This window comes from Saprospira grandis str. Lewin (assembly GCF_000250635.1).
Classification (GTDB): Bacteria; Bacteroidota; Bacteroidia; order Chitinophagales; family Saprospiraceae; genus Saprospira; species Saprospira grandis.
Genome location: NC_016940.1, coordinates 4,003,625 through 4,026,267, shown reverse-complemented (window position 1 = coordinate 4,026,267; position 22,643 = coordinate 4,003,625). Strand labels below are relative to the sequence as shown.

The 22,643-nt window shown below is 45.5% G+C and carries 13 protein-coding genes; 4 read left to right on the top strand and 9 right to left on the bottom strand.

Annotation, left to right across the window (positions count from 1 at the left end):
• The first annotated feature begins 109 nt into the window (after nt 1-109).
• Nucleotides 110-1,774 (top strand): IS1182 family transposase, encoded by a 1,665-nt coding sequence (locus SGRA_RS17820; protein ID WP_015694165.1) that lies wholly within the window; start codon nt 110-112, stop codon nt 1,772-1,774.
• A 450-nt stretch (nt 1,775-2,224) separates the two neighbouring features.
• On the opposite strand, the gene SGRA_RS17815 is transcribed toward SGRA_RS17820, so the two are convergent.
• The 3 genes from SGRA_RS17815 to SGRA_RS17800 all read right to left on the bottom strand — a co-directional run bounded on the left by SGRA_RS17815 (nt 2,225) and on the right by SGRA_RS17800 (nt 4,743).
• Nucleotides 2,225-2,650, bottom strand: a complete 426-nt coding sequence (locus SGRA_RS17815; RefSeq protein WP_015694211.1) for a hypothetical protein — start codon at nt 2,648-2,650, stop codon at nt 2,225-2,227.
• 569 nt (nt 2,651-3,219) lie between these two features.
• Nucleotides 3,220-4,056 (bottom strand): hypothetical protein, encoded by an 837-nt coding sequence (locus tag SGRA_RS17805; RefSeq protein WP_015694209.1) that lies wholly within the window; start codon nt 4,054-4,056, stop codon nt 3,220-3,222.
• 156 nt (nt 4,057-4,212) lie between these two features.
• Nucleotides 4,213-4,743, bottom strand: coding sequence for a hypothetical protein (locus tag SGRA_RS17800; protein WP_015694208.1), 531 nt, complete (start codon nt 4,741-4,743; stop codon nt 4,213-4,215).
• 522 nt (nt 4,744-5,265) lie between these two features.
• On the opposite strand from SGRA_RS17800, the gene SGRA_RS17795 reads away from it, so the two are divergent.
• Complete coding sequence (locus SGRA_RS17795) at nt 5,266-8,562, top strand: AAA family ATPase (protein WP_015694207.1); 3,297 nt, start codon at nt 5,266-5,268, stop codon at nt 8,560-8,562.
• A gap of 66 nt (nt 8,563-8,628) precedes the next feature.
• Here SGRA_RS17795 and SGRA_RS17790 read toward each other — a convergent pair whose 3' ends face one another.
• The 4 genes from SGRA_RS17790 to leuS form a co-directional block, all read right to left on the bottom strand.
• Nucleotides 8,629-10,671, bottom strand: a complete 2,043-nt coding sequence (locus tag SGRA_RS17790) for a DUF3857 domain-containing protein (RefSeq protein ID WP_015694206.1) — start codon at nt 10,669-10,671, stop codon at nt 8,629-8,631.
• Between the two features lie 197 nt (nt 10,672-10,868).
• On the bottom strand, nt 10,869-11,675 hold the full coding sequence (locus SGRA_RS17785) for an ABC transporter substrate-binding protein (protein WP_015694205.1): 807 nt from the start codon (nt 11,673-11,675) through the stop codon (nt 10,869-10,871).
• A gap of 3 nt (nt 11,676-11,678) precedes the next feature.
• Nucleotides 11,679-12,296, bottom strand: coding sequence for a class I SAM-dependent methyltransferase (locus SGRA_RS17780; protein WP_015694204.1), 618 nt, complete (start codon nt 12,294-12,296; stop codon nt 11,679-11,681).
• Nucleotides 12,297-12,737: 441 nt separating this feature from the next.
• Nucleotides 12,738-15,557 (bottom strand): leucine--tRNA ligase, encoded by a 2,820-nt coding sequence (gene leuS, locus SGRA_RS17770; RefSeq protein WP_015694202.1) that lies wholly within the window; start codon nt 15,555-15,557, stop codon nt 12,738-12,740.
• Between the two features lie 803 nt (nt 15,558-16,360).
• Here leuS and SGRA_RS17760 point away from each other — a divergent pair.
• Nucleotides 16,361-16,840: a Dps family protein gene (locus tag SGRA_RS17760; RefSeq protein ID WP_148268392.1), complete on the top strand. Its 480-nt coding sequence runs from the start codon at nt 16,361-16,363 to the stop codon at nt 16,838-16,840.
• Nucleotides 16,841-16,930: 90 nt separating this feature from the next.
• Complete coding sequence (gene bioA, locus SGRA_RS17755; protein ID WP_015694198.1) at nt 16,931-18,229, top strand: adenosylmethionine--8-amino-7-oxononanoate transaminase; 1,299 nt, start codon at nt 16,931-16,933, stop codon at nt 18,227-18,229.
• 423 nt (nt 18,230-18,652) lie between these two features.
• Here bioA and SGRA_RS17745 read toward each other — a convergent pair whose 3' ends face one another.
• Together SGRA_RS17745 and SGRA_RS17740 are read right to left on the bottom strand one after the other, a co-directional pair.
• Nucleotides 18,653-19,351, bottom strand: coding sequence for a M48 family metallopeptidase (locus SGRA_RS17745; protein ID WP_015694197.1), 699 nt, complete (start codon nt 19,349-19,351; stop codon nt 18,653-18,655).
• Nucleotides 19,348-22,560, bottom strand: a complete 3,213-nt coding sequence (locus tag SGRA_RS17740) for a type I restriction endonuclease subunit R (protein ID WP_015694196.1) — start codon at nt 22,558-22,560, stop codon at nt 19,348-19,350. Before SGRA_RS17740 ends, SGRA_RS17745 begins: the two co-directional genes overlap by 4 nt.
• Nucleotides 22,561-22,643: the final 83 nt, after the last annotated feature.

Below are 22,643 nucleotides of genomic sequence, written 5' to 3'. Positions count from 1 at the left end.
TGCATAGCCCCGCAAGGGGCTGTTGAAAAAGACATTAGCTAATTACTTTTACCCAAAAACTATATAGGTATATAGTTGTATAAGTTGTCTATTTTTTGTAAATTTAAGGATGAAAAGAAAAGCTGTATTTCGCAATAGCCAACAAAATCAGATGAGCATGTTTCCTGAGGATTTAGGAGCATGGATTCCAGCAGATCACCCTGTTCGAGTTGTCAATCAAGTGATTGAACAAGTCAACTTGAAACGCCTATATGATAGTTATAAAGGTGGAGGAAGCTCATCTTACGACCCGAAAATGATGATTAAAGTGTTGATTTATGCCTATTTAGACAACACTTATTCTTCTCGAAAAATAGAAAAAGCCTTAAAAGAGAGTATTCCTTTTATTTGGTTGAGTGGTCGTTCTACTCCAGATCATTCTACGATTAGTATATTTCGCTCAAAGCGCCTACAAGGCTTTGAGGGAGAGATGTTTAAAGATATATTTACAGATATCGTTTTGCTACTTGCAGAAGCAGGTCTAGTTGATTTGCAAGATGTTTATACAGATGGGACAAAATTAGAGGCTAATGCAAATCGCTATACTTATGTTTGGGCCAATCGTTTATCTAGTAGTAAAGAAAAAATCAGAGAGCGCCTGGAAGGTTTCTGGGCTTATTTAGAAGGCCTTTATAAGTCTGAGGAACAAGAGATTGAGCCCTTAAATTTAGGAAAAAAGGCTAGCTCAGAAAAGATACAAGAGACTGTTGATAGAATCAATCAGTTAGTGTCAGATAAGGAAATAAAAGCAAAGATCGCCAAGGAAGAAAAAAAAAACTTAAGGGCGATAAATAAATTTGCAGATCGCTATAAACGTTATGAAGATCAGGAAGCTATTATAGATGGCCGTGGAAGTTATAGTAAAACGGATCATGATGCCACCTTTATGCGAACTAAGGATGATCATTTAAAAAATGGCCAGCTTAAAGCAAATTACAATATTCAATTTTCGACATCCAATAGAGTAATTACTCATTATTCAGTAGAGCGAACATCTTCTGATATGGCCACCTATATCCGTCATTTAGAGGGATTTAAAGAGCGTTATAATTTTTATCCCAAGCAAGTTACCGCAGATGCTGGCTATGGAAGCGAAGAAAATTATCTTTTTTTAGAAGAAAAAGGAATAGAGGGTTTTGTAAAGTATGGCTCTTTTTACAGAGAGCATCGAAGAAATTTTAAAACAAAAGAGTTTGCGAATGCTAGAAACCTTCACTATGATGAAAAAGGTGACTTTTATATTTGTCCTGTTGGGAAAAAAATAAACCGAATAGGAGAGACTAAAAAGACACTTCGGTCAGGCTACATTAAAGAAACAAATATATATGAAGCAGCAGACTGTAAGGGCTGTGCGCTGATGGAGCCCTGCTTAAAACAGAACTCAAATAAAAAAACCTCTACAAATCGAAGAATCCATAGAACGCCTAATCTAGAGCGATTAAGAGCCAAAGCAAGAAAATTACTTTTAAGTGAAGAGGGGATTAGAAAACGAAAACGAAGATCAGTAGATGTTGAAGGCTGTTTTGGAGAGCTAAAACAAAACAAAGGCTTTCGGCGACTGATGCTTCGAGGATTAAAGAAGGTGAATATAGAGGTCGGCTTGCTTGCTATGAGTATGAATATTGCCAAACTAGCAAAGCATAAAGCTCGAACTATGGACGAAGTCTGTCCAAAAACATCAAAAACGACTCTTTTTAACAGAAATAACAAAAGTATTGCCGCAAAAAGAGGGTAATTAAGGGGCAAGTATTGCCTTTTTGTAAAAAATGGACACTTATTAACATTTTTTATTTTTTTAGCCCTAAAAAATGACTTTTGACTTCCTCAACAGCCCCCACTAGCTGCTAGAATATTTAAGCTTAGTCAACAGCGGCTATGCTTACTGCCTAGGGACAAGCCCCTAGGCTAGCTTTTTCAGACAGCCCTCTGCGAGGGCCTTTGGATATCATTCTTCTCTGCAAAAACAGATAAGCAAAGCCATGATATCAACAATTGAGGCCCTTTAGGGCTGACTCCATTAGGTTAGCCTAGGGGCTTGTCCCTAGGCGATGAATAGCAAGCGGCAAAGCCGCCATGGCCGAAGGCCAAACTGCCACAACAAGCCCTTTAGGGCGTCTTCGACGACCGGAGGGAGTAACCGCCCGCCGTAGGCGGGAGGCCCCTACTAATAAGATTGGTGTACCATTTAGTAGTTCCACTTCAATCGCCTAGAAGCGTGAAAAGTCTTACCCATAAGTTCACTTTTATTTGGAGATAATAACTTGGGCTTAAATTTTTTATCCAATTTATCCTTGTTTTTATAGAAACTCAGAGTAACGCCATCTAACCTTCGCAGCTTTAGAGAGTCCATACTAACTTCACCATCAACAATTGATATAGACAAGTATCCTTTAGATAATTCATTCAATTCTAGAGATAATTTTCTCTTCAGAACTTCATCTATATCTCTATGCTCTATAGATATATATTCCATATCAGACATTATTCCATAAGACCCATACACTACTTTATACTCTTTTCTTTCGATAGGCTTCCTTAAAAAAGCACAGGAAGATAGCAGAAGCAAAAAAATCAAAAACTTAATCCGTTTCAACATTTCAAATTGTAGCATGGCCATTTTTGCAATCGTCTACTGGACCAAATCTATTGGTTTACAGCTGTGATACTCTCGGCCATCTGTTAGATAATAAAAGCTGTCATTTTTTGTACAAAATGTAGTGATCGGAACTACTATATTGCCGCTTTGCCGTACAACCCCTACATATTGACCATTTAAGGTTAGCTCAAAATATAATTCAGTCATTGCTGTATCCCTCTGGCATTTCCCAGCAGAACTATACCGAAGTTGACAGTCCAAAACTGAAGATACACATCTAGTATCTTTGGTAAGGCTATCCACATTTCTCGGTCGATAGTCCTCCTTTATATACCTTTCTTTTATCAGGCTATCCAAAAATGAAACCTCACAAAAGCACTGCGGCATACTGTCTAAAGAGTAGTACTGATAAAGCAGTTTCTGTGCTTTAAGCGTCAATTCTTTTTGTTTAAAAAAGTCTTTCCGCTCAAGATGTCTACAACTATAGATGGTTAGAATTAAGAGCAGAAAAACAGCTCTCATAATGATATGCTTTTAGAAAGGGAGTAAAGTGAAGGCAATAAACTGCTGGCTGTAGACCTGAACTAGTTAAATTCTTCGCGACGATGCGAGTAATGCTTCCTATCATCAAAGGTAACCGTTTTTATTCCGACACAAAAAGACAAGTCCCCATCTTCTACCAATGTGCCATAAAACGATAAGAAATCTAAATTTTTCATCTCTTTTATAAATTCTAAGCTATCCATTTTAGAACATTCGGCTATCATTAAATATGATAGGCCAACTAAGCTACCTAGTGCCTTGTAATCTAGCACTTTTCTACAGATATCTAAGACAACTCTTTTCAGGCTTTTCAGGCTTCCTAAAGCCTCTATGTTTTCTAACTTAGTCTGATAATGGCCCTCAAAAATTTCCAGTTTTTCAAGTTTAGCAATAAAATCTAAGTCTTTTATATTTCCCTGCACAAATTTCAATTTCTTTAAATTATACAACTTGGATAGTTGGTTCCGACTTTTAGTGGTTGATTTAAACTTCCAGATCGCTAACTCTTCTAAAAGAAGACATTGGTCCAAATTTTTATACTTAGTATTCCAAGTGATTCGGCACTCTTTTAACTTGCTAAAAACTGAAAAATCAATAGCGTACTCATTAGTTTCGGGAAAACTTAATACCTCAAGATTTTCAAATTGATCTATTCCATAAATGTCTATTTGTTCTCCAACTATGACCAATCCTTTTATTCTATCTTTGTACGCCAATAACCATATAATATTATCCCATTCATAGCCTTTACCAGGATTCAGATAGATATATGAACACTTTTCATTTCCTTTCTCTAACGCTGCCTCTATTAAAGGAATTTCACTTGATTCACAAACAAGAAATTCTTCCGTACCGTATCCAATTTTTTCAAAAATCATATCGTCCTATTTTACCAATTGACATATAAATCTATATCTAAATCCGTATCTGTTAAATAGAGAAACCTAAGCAGTCTTTTGTTAAGCTCAAGACTTAAGGACAAACCTTGCCCTTACATTAGTTTCCATAAGTTTTTAGTTTATTCGCCCCCTCGCCTAGACCTCATCATAATTAAAGCGATTTCCCCACCCTTGACGTTGCTCAAAAGAAGAAAACTCATAACGGGCTATGATTTCAGGCAAGTTATCAACAGCAGTTAATTCGATTACCTCCAATAAATATTCATAAGTCTCCTCTGAGTAACTTGGAACTCCCACATAAATATGGGCTTGACCAAGCCAGGTCGTATAATCTATTGCAGTCAAAAAACGCTCTGGCAAAGCTTTATACTGCTTGTAAAATTCATTAAAATCTTCTTCCTTTAGAAAGTCAGCGAAATATTCTGCATCATAGCGTCCCTCATCTTCTAGAACTGTAGCTGGAATTATTCGATTTGTTTCCTCCATCCAATCATCTACGGTCGTACTATTGGTAAATTCTTTCAGTTTATTGATTAGGATTTTTGAAGTAGGACTCTGCTGAAAGACAAGATATTTTGACAGTTCTATTTCTAGAATACGTAAAGCTATAGCAAAGCGTCCACGAACAGATATTTTTTTTATTCGCTCTTTTAGTTGCTCATTCATTGTTTAGTCCTTATTTACGATAATAACAGAGGTCCATCAAGCTCAAAATAGCCCTTCTAGACTTTGTTTTCAACTATAGACAGAACTATTTAGATATCCTAGGTTTTGGACCCTCCTAAAATTAAGGGCCGAAGAAAAAAAGCCAGAAGAAAAAAGACCGTTGAGCGGCCACAACAAGCCCTTTAGGGTGCAGTTCGACGACCAACGGGAGTAACCGATGGTAGGCAGTGCGGCAAAGCCGCCATGGCCGAAGGCCAAACGGCCTAGCGATGTGCAGCAGTGGCCGCAGGCCAGACCCAGGCGGCACAGCCGCCGCAGGGCCGAGCGAGCAGCGAGCTGCGAAACGTAGCGCCGCAGCTTTGCTGCGACAACAAGGCCTTTGGCCGCAGTTCGACGACTGAAAGGAGTAACGCCCAAAAAAAAATAAAAAAGCAAACTGCGCCTTAAATATATGCGGAGGCCTTTGCCCAAACAGTTTAGATTCCTTAGCTTGCTAAGCTTAAACTAAAACCAGTAAAATTTATGTCCTCTGTACAGCTGCAACTGCCTATTTTGGTCCAAAATATTAAGGTAGATGAGCGCTGGCAATATTATATTCGCCCGCTATTTTTCCAATCGCCCATTGCCACCGACCGTCGTTATGAAGCTGCGCTTCAGCAATTTAGAAAAGAGTTGCGGGCCTATTTTAGAGATTTCAAGTTGCGCAGAGAGAATATGGAGCAGCTTTTTTGGTTTCGTTTTTCGCCAAAGATGCAATCCTTCAAGCCGCAGCTCAAGTTTCTGTTAGAGAAAGAGCAGCTCTTTCAGGGACGTTTTCACATCCTTTATTTTCAGTTGCAGGAGCAGGGCATTGTTTGTTTGCCCAGTTTTCAGTCCTATTGTTTTTTGGTGGATGCAGAGCGGCAAAAGCCCTCTGATATTTTGGCCCAAACAAAAGAAGTGATTGAGGAATTGCTGTTGACGGAACTGGAAGAAGGCAGCAGTTTGGAGGAGTTGCAGCAGTTTTGTTTGCAGCGTTCTGAGTTTGTGCAAGAACTACAAATGCGCATTAGCTTAGAGCAGGGAGATTTCTCTTTTGAAGCGACTGCAGGCAGTGATATGATGGCCTTTTTTCAGGCTCCTACTTCCTTTGATGGTGCCGATGAACTAGAGCGTTTGGGGCGCAACCTCAACAACTTTTACCCTAGTGAATTGCAACGCGCCTTTGAGCGAGAAGAGCTGATAAAAGAGCTTTACCCCTTGGTGTATGGACCCAACAACCAGCCTTTGGTCCTCATTGGTGAGGCCGGTGTGGGGCGGCACAGCCTGATTGAAGAGATGGTCTACCGTTATATGCAAAAGGGCGAAGAAGAGCTGCCCGAGGAGGAAGAAATCATCTGGCGGCTCGATCCCATCCGAGTGATCTCGGGAATGAGCATTGTGGGTATGTGGCAAAAGCGAATGGAGGCCATTGTGGAGGAACTGCGCTCGCCCAAAGGCTATCGCAACAAACAACTGAGCCATAAACTCGTTATTGACAACCCTTTGGCTTTGGTCCGAATTGGGAAAACGGCCCAAAACAGCATGACCTTGGCCGATTTGCTCAAGCCCTATCTGGAGCAGCAGGCCTTTCAGCTCATCCTGATTGCTAGCTCGGAAGAATGGAAACTTTTGCAAGAAAAAGACCGTCGATTTACCGAACTGTTTCAGCTCAAACGGATTCCCGCCGCCAAGGAGGAGGAGGCCGCCCGCATGCTTTTGGGCCTACGCAAAGAGCTCGAATTGCAAGAGGCTTGTAGCATTAGTGTGCCTGCCCTGCAGCAGATGCTCAATATCCATCATAACTACTTTAAGAAAAGAGCCCTGCCGGGTAGTGTGGCCAAAATGATGCGGCAACTCGCCCGAAAACTACAGGGTCAAAGTATTGATGTAGAAGAAGTACAGGAAGAATTTAAGGAGTATACGGGCTTGGCCTCGCCTATTCTAGACGATAACTATCAGCTAGAGGCCGAGGAATTGCGCAAAAATATTTCGGCCCGCTTGATTGGACAAGAACAGGCCGTGGAGCGGCTCAGCCAATTGATTCATTTGCTGAAGGCCAAATTGCAAAACCCCAACCGCCCGCTGGCCTCCTTCCTCTTTATTGGCCCCACTGGCGTAGGAAAAACCGAGGCCGCCAAGGTCATTTGCGATTATTTGACCGGAGACCCCAAACAACTCATTCGCTTTGATATGAATGAGTATAATGATTATAATGCCAGTAGCCGACTATTGGGCAGCTACAACCAACCCGAGGGACAATTGGGCGCAAAACTTCGCTATAATCCCTTTGGCATTTTGCTTTTTGATGAGATCGAGAAGGCCCACCCCCTAGTGCACGACCTCTTGCTACAAGTTTTGGACGATGGCCGCCTGAGCGATGCCCTAGGTCGCCCGATAGACTTTAGCAATACCATTATCATCATGACCTCGAATATTGGGGCCGAAGATTTGGACCGCCGCCTGGGTTTTGGCAATAGTCCCGATGAACAAGCCGCTATTTATCGCCGAGCCGTAGAGAATTTCTTCCGTCCAGAGCTCATCAATCGCATTGAGGAAATCGTGATCTTTAATAGCCTAGAACTGCCCCATATTCTACAAATTGCTCAGCTGCAAATTAAGCAGCTGCTCAGTAGAGATGGCTTTGTTCGAAGAACTAGTATCCTCAATATTTCGGCGGCCGCCCTAGAGTGGGTGGCCAATAGGGGCTATAGCAAACGGATGGGGGGACGCGCCCTCAAAAGACAAATTGAACGAGACCTAACGGCCTTTACCGCCGAAGAACTACTGAAAACAACCGGAGAACAACCCGTTATTTTCGATATCCAACTCAAGGAGGATAAACTACAGGCCCGCATCGAAGAGCTGCGCTTTATTCAGCGTTTAGAGCAAAGCGGCCTACCCAATATGCAGCAGCAAAAAGGGCCTTATGCCTATAAAGATTTGCTCCGAAAGGTAGAACAGATGCAAGGCCTACTCCGAGAGAGCCAAGAAGAGGAAAGCCACTTTTATAGCAGCCAACCCGCTCAAGAACAATGGCATTTCTTTCAGCTAAAAGAGCAACTGGAACAAAGCAAGGAACGCCTACAGCACCTGCTCCTCGAATTTAAGAGCCTCAGTCTGGAAGTAACGCCTCTGCGCTTAAAGAATAGTGGTACCCGCAGCCTGCTCTACCAAAAAGCAGCCGCTAGTCAGGAACAGCTCAAGCAAGAGGCCGTTTTTGAAGATGCCGCCTTGGCCGAACTTCGCTATGTCTACCAAAATGCTCCCGATCAATTTGACCGCAGCCAATCGCTTTATTTGCAACAGTTGCTTAAGGTTACTTATTTGAGTATGGCTTGCCGCCTAGCGCTGCAAGAGGAAACCGATGCGATCTGCCTGCATTTTGAGTCGGCTATTGAGGGCCAAGGACAAAAAGAAATTGATTATTTGCAGACCAATTATGCTCGCCTTTTAGAGTATTTGGACCTCAATTATCGGATGCAGCCTCAAAAGATTTGGGTGGAAGGCTATGCGCTCTATGATTTGTTCAAAAAAGAAGAAGGCTACCACCTCTTTTATCGGCCCCAACAAACGGCCCTCCCCATTCGCCTGCGGATTCAGTTTCAGGAAGAGCCCCTAAGCAATAGCCCCCTCGAAATTATTCGCTTGTACGATATCTGGATGGGCGAAGAACAGGCCCGCTCTACCCTAACCGATCTGCGCACGGCCTATACCAATCAGGCCCAAATTAGTCCAGAAGAACTAGCCGTCTTGCTCTATATTGCGCTAGATCCCTCTGATAAACAACTTTATATTTAAGGCCAAAGAAAAGGGCGGCTCCTCAGATGAGGAGCCGCCCTTAGTATTTTGCTCAACTTGCTGAGCTTATTTGAGGTAAATGCGTTTGTCGGTCAATTCATCCCAAAGTTTATTGATCTCTTGTTGCTTTTTGGCCTCTTTGGGGCTAAGGTCCAATTGCTTGACGCTATAGCTAGAGTTGATGCGCACCACATTGGGCTGCATTTGACTCACTTTTAGGCTATAAGTAGCTTGATCATTGTCTTTTTTGGCCGTTAGACTTTTAATTTCCTCCACCTTTCTAGGCGATTCAAAAACCAAGAAGATTTCTTCTTCATCTTGGCCCAAAAAGCGGTTGTGATAATCTAAGGTACGCTTGTCGGCATTGCTAACCCAGCGAATGCTATGGCCCAACCAGTCTTTGAGCTTGAGCGAGATTTTGCCCTCTTTTTCTTCAAAAAGACCTTTTACTTCGGCTTCATAGACCAATGAGAAAGCATAGGGTTGTACAATGTTCAATTGCTTGATTTCTACCGACTTTACAGTTACTTCACGGTCATCAAAACGGCTGCTTAGGCTACGCTCTAAAGCCAGCTTCAAACTGTCTTGCCCTTCTTTATTGGCGGCTACCCAATTGCTGCGTTGGCCAGAAAACAAACCCGAAAGCTTGAGATCGCCCTTGATGACAGCATCTCCATTTTTGGCTACGGTCAGTTGCAAACGGCGCTTGCGGCTGTTGTTTTTGCTGTCCTTTAAAACGGCATCATTAAAGTTGATCGATTGCAAACTAGCCTTTTTATCATTGAGATCAAGCATGAAACAGCTGGTATTCTGCAGTTCTGCAGGCAATTCATTCAAGCCTCCTGTGGGCGTAATGGTAAAGAGCGAACCGTTTTCATCCTTAAAGACAAAGAGGTAAGAGCTAATCTGCGTGGCCGAAGGATAGTCCTTGTCAAAAGGTCCATTGAATCGGCTTTTGCCAATGCCAAAATAGAACTCGATATTATGACGCTCAAAAAAGTCGCGGTAAATACAAAGTAAACTGCTAAAGTCCGCTTTCTTATTGGTCAAGAAATAATCAATGCCCTCACTTTCTTCAAAGTCCTTAAGGCGCCCCACCAATTGTAGTTCCCGGACCACAAAGTTGTTCATCAAGTAGGCCTTTTCGACTACGCTCAGTTCTTCTGCCGACTTCTTAAAGGTTTTGGCGCCTTCTGCAAAAAGGGTTTCATAAAATTTGCGCACTTTCTTCTTCGAACGAATACGCACATCCATAAAGTCCGTGCTATACTGACGCAAAAGGTCGCTAAAGTTGTTCACCTTCATGCTGCGGTCCGAACGCAAAGCCGAAAAGTCTAGCTCATAGACAAAATGCTCCAGCTCGGTCGTGAAAATGGTCCCCGAACTATTGGCCTCTGGTACCGCTTTTAGGTTGTTCATTTTCCAAGTATAAAAGCGCTGCTCGCCTCTTTCCTTAATGTCTACCGCAGGCATCCCATTATAAATCTGCCCTTTCAAACCCACTGAGGTCGGAACAGAAATCTTAAATTCACTTTCCAATACAGGGTAGTCCTTATATAAGGTAACAATTCGCCCTTGGTCCGGAAATTTCGACTCAATCACCGTAATTTGCTCCATCTCATCACCCGGCTCTAGCTTGGGCAACTTATAGATATATGCATTTTTTTGCGTCTCATACAACTCATCATCTTCCTCAAATTTGGGCTGCTCCAAGTCCCGAATGACCAGGTCCTCTAGGCTGCCATCTTTTCTGCGAATGCGCACATCCACATATTTCATCTGCACAAAATCGCCAATTCGGCCCTTAAATTTGGGAATAATCAGATGCTCATAATCCTCTGTGGCCTCGGCTTTCAAGAACTTAATATGCTGGTATTCTTTGTAGTTGGCCAGCTGCTCGATATAAGGGAAGGTCCCCGAAAACTCATTGCTACTATAGGTCGAGCTTTTCAGAATGACGGCATCTTCTTGCTGCATTTCTGCGGGAATTTCCCCCGCTTTGGGCATCTCGCCCCCCCAATCATACTCACTAAAGGTTTGCCCCATCAGGCTATTGGCGCCCAAAAGCGCAAAAGACAAGAGTAAAAGGGGATACTTTCTGTTTTTCATAGCGTTAAATCCAATTAGCTGTTGATAAACTGATTATTTTTTTTCTTTTGGGGCTGCCCCTCGCCTATCGGCTCGGGTCGGGCTGTGTCGTGGCTCGCAGGCCTGCTCGGCCCTTCGCCAGCAAGCTGGCTCGGTCTGCGGCTGCGCCGCACCACTATCCATCCCTCAGCCGTTTTGGCCCTGCGGGCCAAGGGCGGCTAGCCGCCCAACTTCCCTGCCGCCAAGATTCTTTTCCATAGCGCCCGACAATAATCTGGGGCCTTAAAAAGACGAGAACCATACCAAGAAAAAATCTCGCCATCTACCAAAAGGATCTGGCTATTGGGCCAAATTTCTTTTAGCTCGGCGATATGTTTTTCCTTAAAGGGATAGGGCTCCGAAGATAAGAAAATCAAATCAATTTTTTCTTGCTCCAATTCCTTTAGCGATAGACTAGGATAACGGGCCAAATGCCCTAGAGCGTTTTTAAATCCCGCCCAATTGAGCATTTCGTCTATAAAGGTTTGGCCTGCGGCCAGCATCCAGGGCTGCCGCCAAATAAAATAGGCCACCGACAAATTAGCTGCAGGCGCCTGATAAGCCGCCAAGGCCTCTTCAAAAGGGCCCAAAAGGCTTTCGGCCCGCTCGGCTTGGCCCGTAATTTGGCCCAAAGCCCGCATCATTTCTAGGGCCTGCGGCAAATTGGCGATATCCGAAATCCAAACTGGAAATTCTTGGGCCAAAAGTTCTATTTCTGCCTTGCTGTTTTCCTCTTTGTTGGCAATAATTAAATCTGGCTGAAGACTTCTGATTTTGTCTAGGTCCAAGCTTTTGGTCCCGCCAATCCGCTCTTTTTCTCGCCACCAAGCCTTGGGATGAATACAAAATTTGGTCAAAGCAATGACTTCCTGCTCCAACCCCAAATCCGCCAGCCATTCTGTCTGAGAAGGGACCAGCGATATAATACGTTGAGGCCGCTCTGCAATCCTTACAGAGCGGCCCATTTGATCGATATAAATCGGCATGTTTTAGTTTTCTTTTTTCTGGGCCATAATGCGCAAGACTTCGGCCTCTCCATTATGATATAGCCCTTCTTGCAGCTCTACCACCTCCTCTTTGAGAATAGAGAACTCAAAATCAGAGAAAATCTCGAGCATTTCCTCTTTATCAAAGAGCATTTCTACATTTTTTGGACCTCCTACGGCCGGATTTTTTTCTTGATAGACGGTATGTCCCTTAGCAAAGCCCTCTAAGAGCAAAAGCCCCCCAGGCTTAATGAGGTCGGCCGCTTTGCGCAGATAATCGGCCTTGAGATGAGGCGGAAAATGCGCATAGACCAAACCCAAGGCATCAAAGCTTTCTTTGGGATAATCCAAGGCTCCAAAATCGCCTAGATCATAGCGCAAGTCTAAGCCCTCTTTTTTGGCCCAAGCCAAGGCTTTTTGTTGGCCCTCCTCACTGAGGTCGCAGGCGCAAACATCCCAGCCATTTTGAGCGGCAAAAATAGCGTTTCGGCCTTCCCCCTCGGCAATGAGGAGAATTTTTCCGGGCGCTACATCATGTAAATGAGCAGCAAAATAACGATTGGGCCGACGGCCATAAGCAAAATCTTCAGCGCCATAACGCTGGTTCCAAAATTCTTTCATCTTTCTTTTTTTGGGGAGGGGCGGTTTTGAGTTCTAATTTTTTTTGTGAGCTGCAGGCAAAATAGAAGCCCTGTCACTTCTATTCCTTGCTTTAATTTCCTGCTATTCTGCCTTCCATTTATCAAAGGAGGGCCAAAAAGTTAAATTCCTGAGGGTTTCAACCCTCAGACATATATCATTGCGAAGCAATAGCATTTTTGCTGTAGGTTTCAACCTACAGTTATGGCCTAGCGATGCGAAAGGGTGGCCGAAGGCCAGACCGAAGCCGCCAAAGGCGGCTGAAGGGCCGAGCAGACCTGCGAGCCCTGAAGCGACAACAAGGTCTTTAGACCGCAGTTCGACGACCAAAGGGAGTAACCGCAGCAAGGCGAAGCCGCAGCTGAGGCCCCTAAAAAACAGAAAGGTCTCCAAATTCGCAAACTTGGAGACCTTAAACAAAACTTAAACCACAATATTGACCATGCGCTTGGGCACAACAATCACCTTGCGGATCGTCTTTCCTTCAATCCATTTTTGAATATCTTCTAGAGCCAAAGCTTGCTCCTTGATGGCCTCTTGGGCCAAACCATTGGCTAGCTCGATAGCCGCCCGCTTTTTCCCATTGACACAAACGGGATAAACGATGCTATCCTCCACCAAATAGGCGGGATTAAAGCTAGGGAAAGCCCCCGTTTTGAAGACCGACTCCTGATGGCCCAAAGCCTGCCAAAGTTCTTCGGCGAGATGCGGGGCAAAGGGAGCGAGCAACAAGACAAAACCCTCTAGAATTTCGGCCTTATGGCAATTGAGATCGCGCAACTCATTGCTGAGCTTCATGAAATCGGACACGCAGGTATTGAGCGAGAAGCTTTCGAGCCCATGCTGCACTTGCTTGATGCAATGGTGCAAAGCCTTGCGTTCTTTGGCCGTAGGCGTTTCTTTTTGGACCAACCACTCCCCTTCTGGGCTGTAGAACAACAACCAAAGGCGGCGGAGAAATTTGGCCACACCAGAAATTCCGCTCGTGTTCCAAGGCTTAGAGTCTTCCAAGGGACCGAGGAACATTTCGTAGAGGCGGAAACAGTCGCTACCGTAAAGGGCCACCATATCATCGGGATTGACCACATTATAATAGCGCTTAGACATCTTGCCAATTTCGCTATCCGTCATTAGCTGTCCCGCTTCATTATAGATAAATTCGGCATCGGCATAGCTAGGGCGCCATTCCAGGAATTTAGCCACCCCTTCTTGGTCCAAATGAGAATCTTCTTGGCCATAATTGCTCACAAAATCGATATGCACAGGCAAAAGGGCAAAAGCCTCTTCGCCACCATATTCGGCAATGCGGTCGGCAGAAACAAAGACCGTTTGGCCAGCTTCATTCTTTTCTTTGAACATATAAATCTGCTCGATGATCCCTTGGATCATGCCTTGATTGACCAGTTTTTTGTAGGGCTCTTGCGTGGGTACTTTGCCCAAATCGTAAAGGAACTTATGCCAAAAGCGAGAATACATCAAATGGCCCACGGCATGTTCTGCTCCACCGAGGTAAAGATCGACATCCTGCCAATAATTAACGGCTTCTTCAGAGAAGGGAGCATTTTCATTTTTGGGGTCCATATAGCGGAGGAAATACCAGCTAGAGCCAGCAAAACCAGGCATGGTATCGGTTTCTCTTTTGCGGCCTTCGGGAGTATTTACCCAAGACTCCACTCGGGCCAGGGGAGAATGTCCGTCGGCTGTAGGTTGGAAATTATCTAGCTCGGGCAATTCTACGGGCAAGGCGGTTTCTACCTGCGTGAGGCCCTCTGCATCATAAGAGATGGGGAAAGGCTCGCCCCAATAACGTTGGCGGCTAAAGTTGGCATCATGCAAGCGGAAATTCACTTTGCGCTGGCCAATATTTAGGGCCTCTAGCTTTTCGATAGCTTTGGGAATAGCGGCTTTAACCTCTAGGCCATTCAAGAAATCGCTATTGATTAGTTTGCCGATTTTTTGGCCCATTTCTGCATTGGGGTAGTCCGATTGATCGACTACGGGCAAGATATCTAGGCCAAAATGCTGGGCAAAACGCTGATCTCGTTCATCATCTGAAGGAACGGCCATGATAGCGCCGGTGCCATAACCTGCCAAAACGTATTCACTGATCCAAATCGGCACTTTTTTGCCGGTAAATGGATGAATAGCATAACTGCCCGTAAAGGCGCCGCTAATGGTTTTTACATCCATCATACGGTCGCGTTCCGAGCGGCCTTCTACATAGTGTAGGTAAGCATCAATTTCTTCTTTTTGTTCGGCAGTGGTTAGTTTTTGGACCAACTCATGCTCGGGAGCGAGCACCATAAAGCTCACCCCAAAAAGGGTATCGGGGCGGGTGGTAAAGACCTCGATTTTATCCTCTTCATTTTCGGTGAGGAAGAAGAGTTCGGCCCCTTCAGAGCGACCGATCCAGTTGCGCTGCTGTGTTTTGAGCGCCTCTGAAAAGTCTACCGTATCTAGGCCATCGAGTAGGCGTTGGGCATAGGCAGTAATGCGCAAAGCCCATTGCATCATAGGTTTTTGGACCACGGGAAAGCCTCCGCGTTCCGAGCGGCCATCCTTAATTTCGTCATTCGCCAAAACGGTTCCGAGTTCCTCGCACCAGTTCACATAGCCCACTTTGCGGTAAGCTAGGCGATAATTCATGAGCACCTCTTCCTTTTCTTGGGCCGAAAAGCCCTGCCAATCGGCGGCAGAGAAATGCTCTTCATGGCTATGGGCTGCTGCTACGGTGGCAGAGCCTTTTTCCTCAAACTGACGGATGAGTTCTGTTATGGGCAAAGCCTTATCGGCAGTGGTATCATAATAATGCTCAAACAACCAGATAAAAATCTGCTGCGTCCATTTATAGTATTCAGGAGAAGAAGTATTGACCGAGCGGTCCCAATCATAGCTAAAGCCCAATTTATCGAGCTGTTGGCGATAGCGGCCCACATTTTCGGCTGTAGATACTGCAGGATGTACCCCCGTTTGGATGGCATATTGCTCGGCGGGCAGGCCAAAGGCATCATAGCCCATAGGGTGCAGCACATTAAAGCCCGAAAGGCGCTTATAACGAGCAAAAATATCGCTAGCGATATACCCTAGGGGGTGGCCCACATGCAAACCTGCTCCAGAAGGATAGGGAAACATATCGAGCACATAATACTTGGGCTTATCTGAAGTAGTGGGAGTTTGGTAGGTCTTATTTTCTTTCCAATAGGATCTCCATTTTTCTTCGATCTCCTGTGGCCTATATTCCATTTTTTTTCTTGTCTTGAATGATACTAAAAATGAATTCGATCTAAGGCTGCAAATTAGCCAAGTTTTGGCGTTTTTCAAAGAACTGTTTTAACTGAAGGGATTTTAAGCTGCTTTATCTGTTTTTTTTTGGGGCCTGCCGCCTGCGGCGGCCGGGCCCTTTCAGGGCTCGCAGGTCTGCTCGGCCCTGCGCCGCTTTCAGCGGCTGGGTCTGGCCTGACGGCCACCCTTTCAGGCCCCTAGGCCTGCGGCCCTTCGGGCCTGCTATACGGGCCTGTAGGTTGAAACCTACAGCCATACAACAGCGGTATTGCTTCGCAATGATATATGTATAAGGGTTGAAACCCTCATACTTTTAACGGACCTCTTAGCCACCGCATTTATGATTTACACAGCCCAGAAGCTGTTTATCTATGGAGGGTTTCAACCCTCCATACCATATAAAAATGCATTCGTTAATTGGCTGTAGGTTTCAACCTACAGCTCTAGGAGCTGCGGCCTTTAGGCTGCAGATAGCGGCGAAGCCGCCATGGCCGAAGGCCAAACGGCCTAGCGATGGGGAGCAGTGCGGCGAAGCCGCAGACCAAGCAAAAAACTTGTTTTTTTGCGCAGGGCCGAGCAGACCTGCGAGCTGCGGACCGACAACAAGCCCTTTAGGGCGCAGTTCGACGACCAACGGGAGTAACCGCCGCAAGGCCGCAGGCCGCAGCGGAGGCCCCAAAAAATAAGAAAGTCCTAAACCACTTAGAAAGGTTGATTATCCCTCTTTTTTTATGTATAATTGGGCATTAACTCATAAAAAAACAATGATGAAAAAACAGACAACTACCATTGGTTTGGACCATGCCGAGAGCCAACAATTGGCTGAAAAACTAAACGTACTATTGGCAAATTACCAATTGTTGTACATCAATACTCGTGGATTTCATTGGAACATCAAGGGCGATAACTTTTTTGAGCTGCACGCCAAATTTGAGGAAATTTACACCGATTTGCAGATCAAAATCGATGAAATTGCGGAGCGGATTTTGACTTTGGGGCAGCAGCCTTTGCATGCCTACAGCCAATATTTGGAGCAATCATCTATTGAAGAAATCACCAATGTGACTGATGGAAAAGAGGGTTTGGCCCATGTACTAAAGGCCTTTTCGGTCATTATTGAGCTAGAACGCGAGCTGCTTGGGCTTTCTGATGAGGCCAATGATGAGGGCACTAATGCCTTGATGAGCGACTATATTCGGGAGCAAGAGAAATTGGCTTGGATGTATAATGCCTATTTGGGCTAGTTCTAAATAGTTTTATATCTTAAGCGCGCTGGTCAGATTGGCCGGGGCGCTTTTTTTTCGCCCAACATTTTGCTCACAAAAAAGAATCTTATGCAAAAGAAAAGTTCTTTGGTCCAAAGAGACCAGGCTGTCGTTTGGCACCCTTTTACACAGATGAAAACGGCCGAGGCGCCGATTGCGATTGCGAAAGGGAAGGGCGCTTTGCTCTGGGATGAGGACGGCAAGGAATACATTGATGCCATTGCTTCTTGGTGGATGAATTTGCATGGGCACAGCCACCCCAATTTTGCGGCGGCCCTCAAGCAGCAGGCCGAGCAATTGGAGCATGTCATTTTTGCCAATTTTACGCATGAGCCTGCTGTACAAATTGCCGAAAAAGTACTGAGTAAACTCCCTGATAATCAGTCTCGTTTCTTCTTTTCGGACAATGGGTCTACAGCCGTAGAGGTGGGCCTAAAAATGTGTTTTCAGTATTGGCACAACATCGGGAACCCCAAAACGAAGATCATTGCTTTTGAGGGGGCCTATCATGGCGACACCTTTGGGGCCATGTCGGTGGGGGGACGCTCTGCTTTTTCGGCCCCTTTTGCCCCCTATCTTTTTGATGTGCTTTTTGTAGAGCCACCTTTGCCTGGCCAGGAAGCCGAGAGTTTGGCTGCTTTTGAGCAGTTATTGGACCAACATCAGGGAGAAATTGCGGGATTTATCTTTGAGCCTTTGGTACAGGGTTCGGCGGGTATGCGGATCTATGAGGCTGCGGCCTTAGATCCTTTTTTGGCCCATTGCAAATCGGAAGACATTCTCATTATTGCCGATGAGGTCATGGTGGGTTTTGGTCGAACGGGCAGTTGGTGGGCCAGTGATTTTTTGGCTCATGATCCCGATATTTTTTGCTTATCTAAGGGCCTTACGGGCGGCACGATGGCCTTGGGCGCGACTACTTGCAGCGATAGAATTTTTCAGGCATTTTGGTCCGATGACAAATACAAAACCCTCTTTCATGGGCATAGCTGCACGGGCAATCCCTTGGCCTGCGCGGTGGCCTTGGCCAGCTTTGAGCTGACCAATTCGGAAAAAACCTGGGAGCAGATTCGCTGGATCGAGCAGCAGCATAAAGCCTTTGGGCAGCAGATCATTGGGCACCCCAAAGTGACGAATATGCGTCAGAAGGGAGTAGTTTGGGCCTTTGATTTACAGACGCCCGACTCCACCTCTTACTTCAACAACATCCGCGATGAGATTTGGCAGTTTTTCATTCAGAGAGGCTTGTTGTTGCGCCCCTTGGGCAATACGGTCTATGTTTTGCCGCCCTACTGCATCACAGAAGAGCAAATGGGCAAGGTACATGAGGGGATTTTGGCTCTTTTGGATAGTGCTGTTGGGGGGTAGGTTTGGGGGCCTGCCGCCTTTGGCGGCCGGGCCCTTGCAGGGCTCGCAGGTCTGCTCGGCCCTGCGCCAGCAAGCTGGCTGGGTCTGCCGCTGCGCGGCCCCCTTACAGGCCCCTAGGCCTGCGGCCCTTCGGGCCTGCTATACGGGCCTGTAGGTTGAAACCTACAGCCATACAACAGCGGTATTGCTTCGCAATGATATATGTATGAGGGTTGAAACCCTCATTCTTTTAACGGACCTCTTAGCCACCGCATTTATGATTTAAACCGCCCAGAAGCTGTTTATCTATGGAGGGTTTCAACCCTCCATACCATATTAAAATGCATTCGTTAATTGGCTGTGGGTTTTAACCTACAGCTCTAGAATTTGCGGCCTTTAGGCTGCAGGTGGCTGCAAAGCCGCCATGGCTGAAGGCCAAATAGCTTAAGCCAGCAATTGCTCTAAACGAAATTTCCACTTTTCCCAATCTGGTAGGAGCAGCGTCTGCAACTCAAAAAATGCCTGATTGTGATGGGGATGCAACAAATGACAAAGCTCATGTATAATCACATACTCTATACAACGCTTGGGGGCCATAATCAACTCTGGATTGAGGATGATTTTCCCCTTGGGCGTACAACTCCCCCATCGACTGGGCATTTCTCTTAACTGTATGGCGCTTGGCCCTTCATGAAAGGACTTAAAGCGCTGAATTAAAGGCGCAGCAATTTCTTTAAATTTAAGCTCGGCCCGCCCCCGATACCAAGCTAAAAGCAGCTCTTTTGCCTTGGCCTTCTCTTTAGTATGCACTTCTATATAGCGCCCCCGATATTTTACACCCTGCGGCCCCTCCGAAAGGATGACTTTGAGCAAGTACTGCCGCCCCATATATAAATGCGTTTCCCCACTGACATAGGTCCGCTCTGTCCGCCTAGGATGAAAGGATAAGAAGTAACTCAATTGCTTGATGATCCAAGGCGCCCGCTTGTGCACCTTCTCCCGAATCAGCGCCAAGGAGGTCTCTGGCGGCACCTTTACAATCACTTGCATTTCTGGCGTGACCGTAATTCCCAAAGATTTACGGTCCACATACTTGATTTCATAAGTGATTTGCTTGGAACCAAAGGCAATGACATCCCTCATGATTTATATCTCTTTTTGGCATTGGCAATAATACGATCTACTAAATGATAGACCTGGTCAAAATCAGGAGATAAGCCCTCTGCCTCTAAACTATCAATTATAATATCACTCAACGAAATCGACATCTGCCCCTGTACATCCTGCTTTTGTACCCAATCTACTACAATCATATCCTTTATGAGCTGATCGCTAGTTAAGGCAAAAGCTAAGGCTAACTGTTGCTTTTTCTCCGCTTCCAGCTCCGAGGGGACCAAATTCCCTAACTCCTCCAAAGCCAAACCATAAAAGGCTTGTGCCTCCGAATGCCCAGCCAATGCCGCCGGCAAACTACTATCTTCCCGATTCAAGACCTTTTGCATCAGGTCCTTGAGCTTGTTGAGATATTGTAGCTCTGTCATTCGCTTTTCCTTGAAATCTCGTATAGCCTCTTCTAACATCTCCGAGAATTTGCGGTAAAAAGCAGGGTCCTCTTCTAGCCGCTCACTAATGTGCTTGGCCGTCCGAGAAGCTATTTTATCCGCCTTGGCCCGATCCCCTATGGTTTTTTCCACCTCTTCCTGAAAGGCCTCGGTATCAAAGATATCGACCATGCTTACAATTTGCTCTACTCCCGAACTGCTGATGTGCTGGTCAATCAACTTCTGAATCTGGCCCTCATAGCGCTTGTAATCTACCTGATCAGAATAGCGAGTGAGTACCGCCTTCCGCAGCTTTAAGAAAAAGGCTAAATCCTCTTTGTATTGGGCCAATTGATTTTTGGGCTCCTCCTTATGAAAGTCTACAGAAGATAAAGCCATTTTTAATGTCCGCGCATAGGCCCGCAGCTTATCATAAAAGCTAAGGCGAATGGCTTCATCTGCCAAGAGCTGTTGATAAGCCTCTGCATCTCGCTTGTTTTTGACCGTTTTAAAAATGTCCCAAAGATCCGTATGCCGCTGCGGCAATTTGCCAATCTCTTCCTTAATATCGGTTAAAGTGCCCTTCAAGTCATCAGGATCAAAATCATCAAAGGAGGAGTAAGTGGCCAAAGCATCATCTAAGGCTCCTAATACCCCATAGTAATCAATGATGTACCCATAGTCCTTGTCCGGATGCACCCGATTGACCCGCGCTATGGCCTGCAATAGACTATGATTGCGGAGGTTTCTGGTCAAATATAATACGGTATTCTGTGGCGCATCAAAACCAGTCAATAGCTTATCAACAACAATGATGAGCTCAGGATGCTCCTCATTTTTGTAGCGATTGACAATGTTTTTCTGATAACGACTGGCATTTCCATGCTCTTCCATCATCCTTTTCCAAAAGGAGTTTAGCCGACCAGAACTGGCCCCATAAGCACTATCTTCTCCCTCCCGATCATCTATGGCCGAGATGACGACCTCACTACTGACCAAAGTAGTGGCATCCAAAAATTCTTTGTACTTGATGGCCGTCTCTTTGTTGGGAGCCACTAATTGCCCCTTAAAGCCTGTCCCCTGAAAGTTCTCCTCAAAATGCTTGGCAATATCCCAAGCCTGCGCATAAACCTTCTGATCCGCCTTATTGAGCTGATCCGCCCGACTAAATTTCTTTTTCAAATCCTTGCGCTCATATTCCGTTAAGGGCTCCGCAATCATCGAAAAGAAGTTATCTAAAGCTGCCGCATTTACAGTTTGGGCCGTATGCCGCCCCTCATAGAGCAAGGGCACAACGGCCCCATCCTTGACAGCCTGATCGACGGTATAATGATCGATCAACTTCCCAAACTTACTCAAGGTGTTTTTGTCTTTCTTGAATAAGGGCGTTCCCGTCAAGGCTATAAAGCAAGCATTGGGTAATACCCGCTCCATATTGACATTGAAGGTTCCATGTTGTGTGCGGTGGCCCTCATCCACCAAAACAAAGATATTGGGACTCTGCAAGGGCTGGCTCATTTTCTTTACTGCGGTCTCAAACTTATTGATGACCGTGGTAATGACCACATCCCCATCTTCTTCTAAGAGCCTCACCAATTGCTTGCCCGTCTTTGCATTCTCTACGGGCATCCCACATTTCTGAAAGGTTTTGGTAATTTGCTCATCCAAATCCGTGCGGTCCGTTACGAGTACGATCTTCGGGTTCTTGATTTGTGGATCCATCACAATGGCCTGTGCCAATAGCACCATGGTTAGCGACTTACCCGAACCCTGTGTATGCCAAATCACGCCCCCGGAGCGCTTGCCCGCCTGTATGGGCCGCAATTGCTCCATCGCCTTGGCCACCGCAAAATACTGCTGGTAGCGAGCTAGTTTCTTTACCCCATTGTCATAAAGAATGAAGTTGCGCACAAAGTCTAACAAACGCTCAGGCCGAAACAAACCATAAAGGTAGGCATCCTGCGGACTAGGCGCTATGGGCTCTGCCCCCAAGGCATCAAAGTACTGACGAACATAGCGATAACGCTCCTCAAAAAGGGCATTTTTAGTTGCTTCGCTTAATGGGCGGTTCTTTAGGGCATATAGCTGCTGCTCATAATCTTGCTTGGCCTGCGCATTGGCAAATTTCTCTTGCCAGTGCGACCAGAATTTCTCTGCGGTGCCATTGGTGGCGTACTTGCCCGAATTGGTCGAGATGCTTAATAAGATTTGTGCATAGACATACAAATTCCGTATCCCATCCTCTTGCTGATTGCGCAGATGCTGAGAAATAGCCTGCGCTATGGGCTGCTTCATATCGGGCCGCTTGCATTCTATGATGCCCAAGGGAATCCCATTGACAAAAAGGACAATATCTGGCCGATAATGATCCCGGCGGCCCGTACGCAAAACAGAATACTCTTCTGTGAGATGAAAACAGTTGCGCTCTGGATGCTCAAAGTCGATATACTTTAGGTTGTAGCTCTTTTTTTGGCCCGCTATGGATTGCTCTAAAGATATTCCCGCCGTCAATAGATCATAGAGCTTTTGACTAGCCGTAATATAGCCCTCTGCCAAAGGTAAACTAGTCAAGCGGCGAATAGCCTGCCCTATATTGGCCTCCGTAAAGTCTATTTGCTGGCCTGCCCGCTCTATCTTGTTGAGCCGCTTGAGCTGCTGCGCCAAGATGTTTTCTAATAATACGGTCCGATGACTGCCCCCTCTTGCTTGCAAACAAGCCGAAGGCGATAAATAACGATAGCCCATATTGATTAGAAGGGCTAAAGCCGGTATTTGCGAGATATGATCTTCTTTAAAGGATGGTCTTTGCATTGTTTTTATGTTTAATGTTTGTCTGTAATGCGTTTTTCTATATGGCCGAAGCGCAGAGCTTCCATTCGGCCTAGCGATGTGCA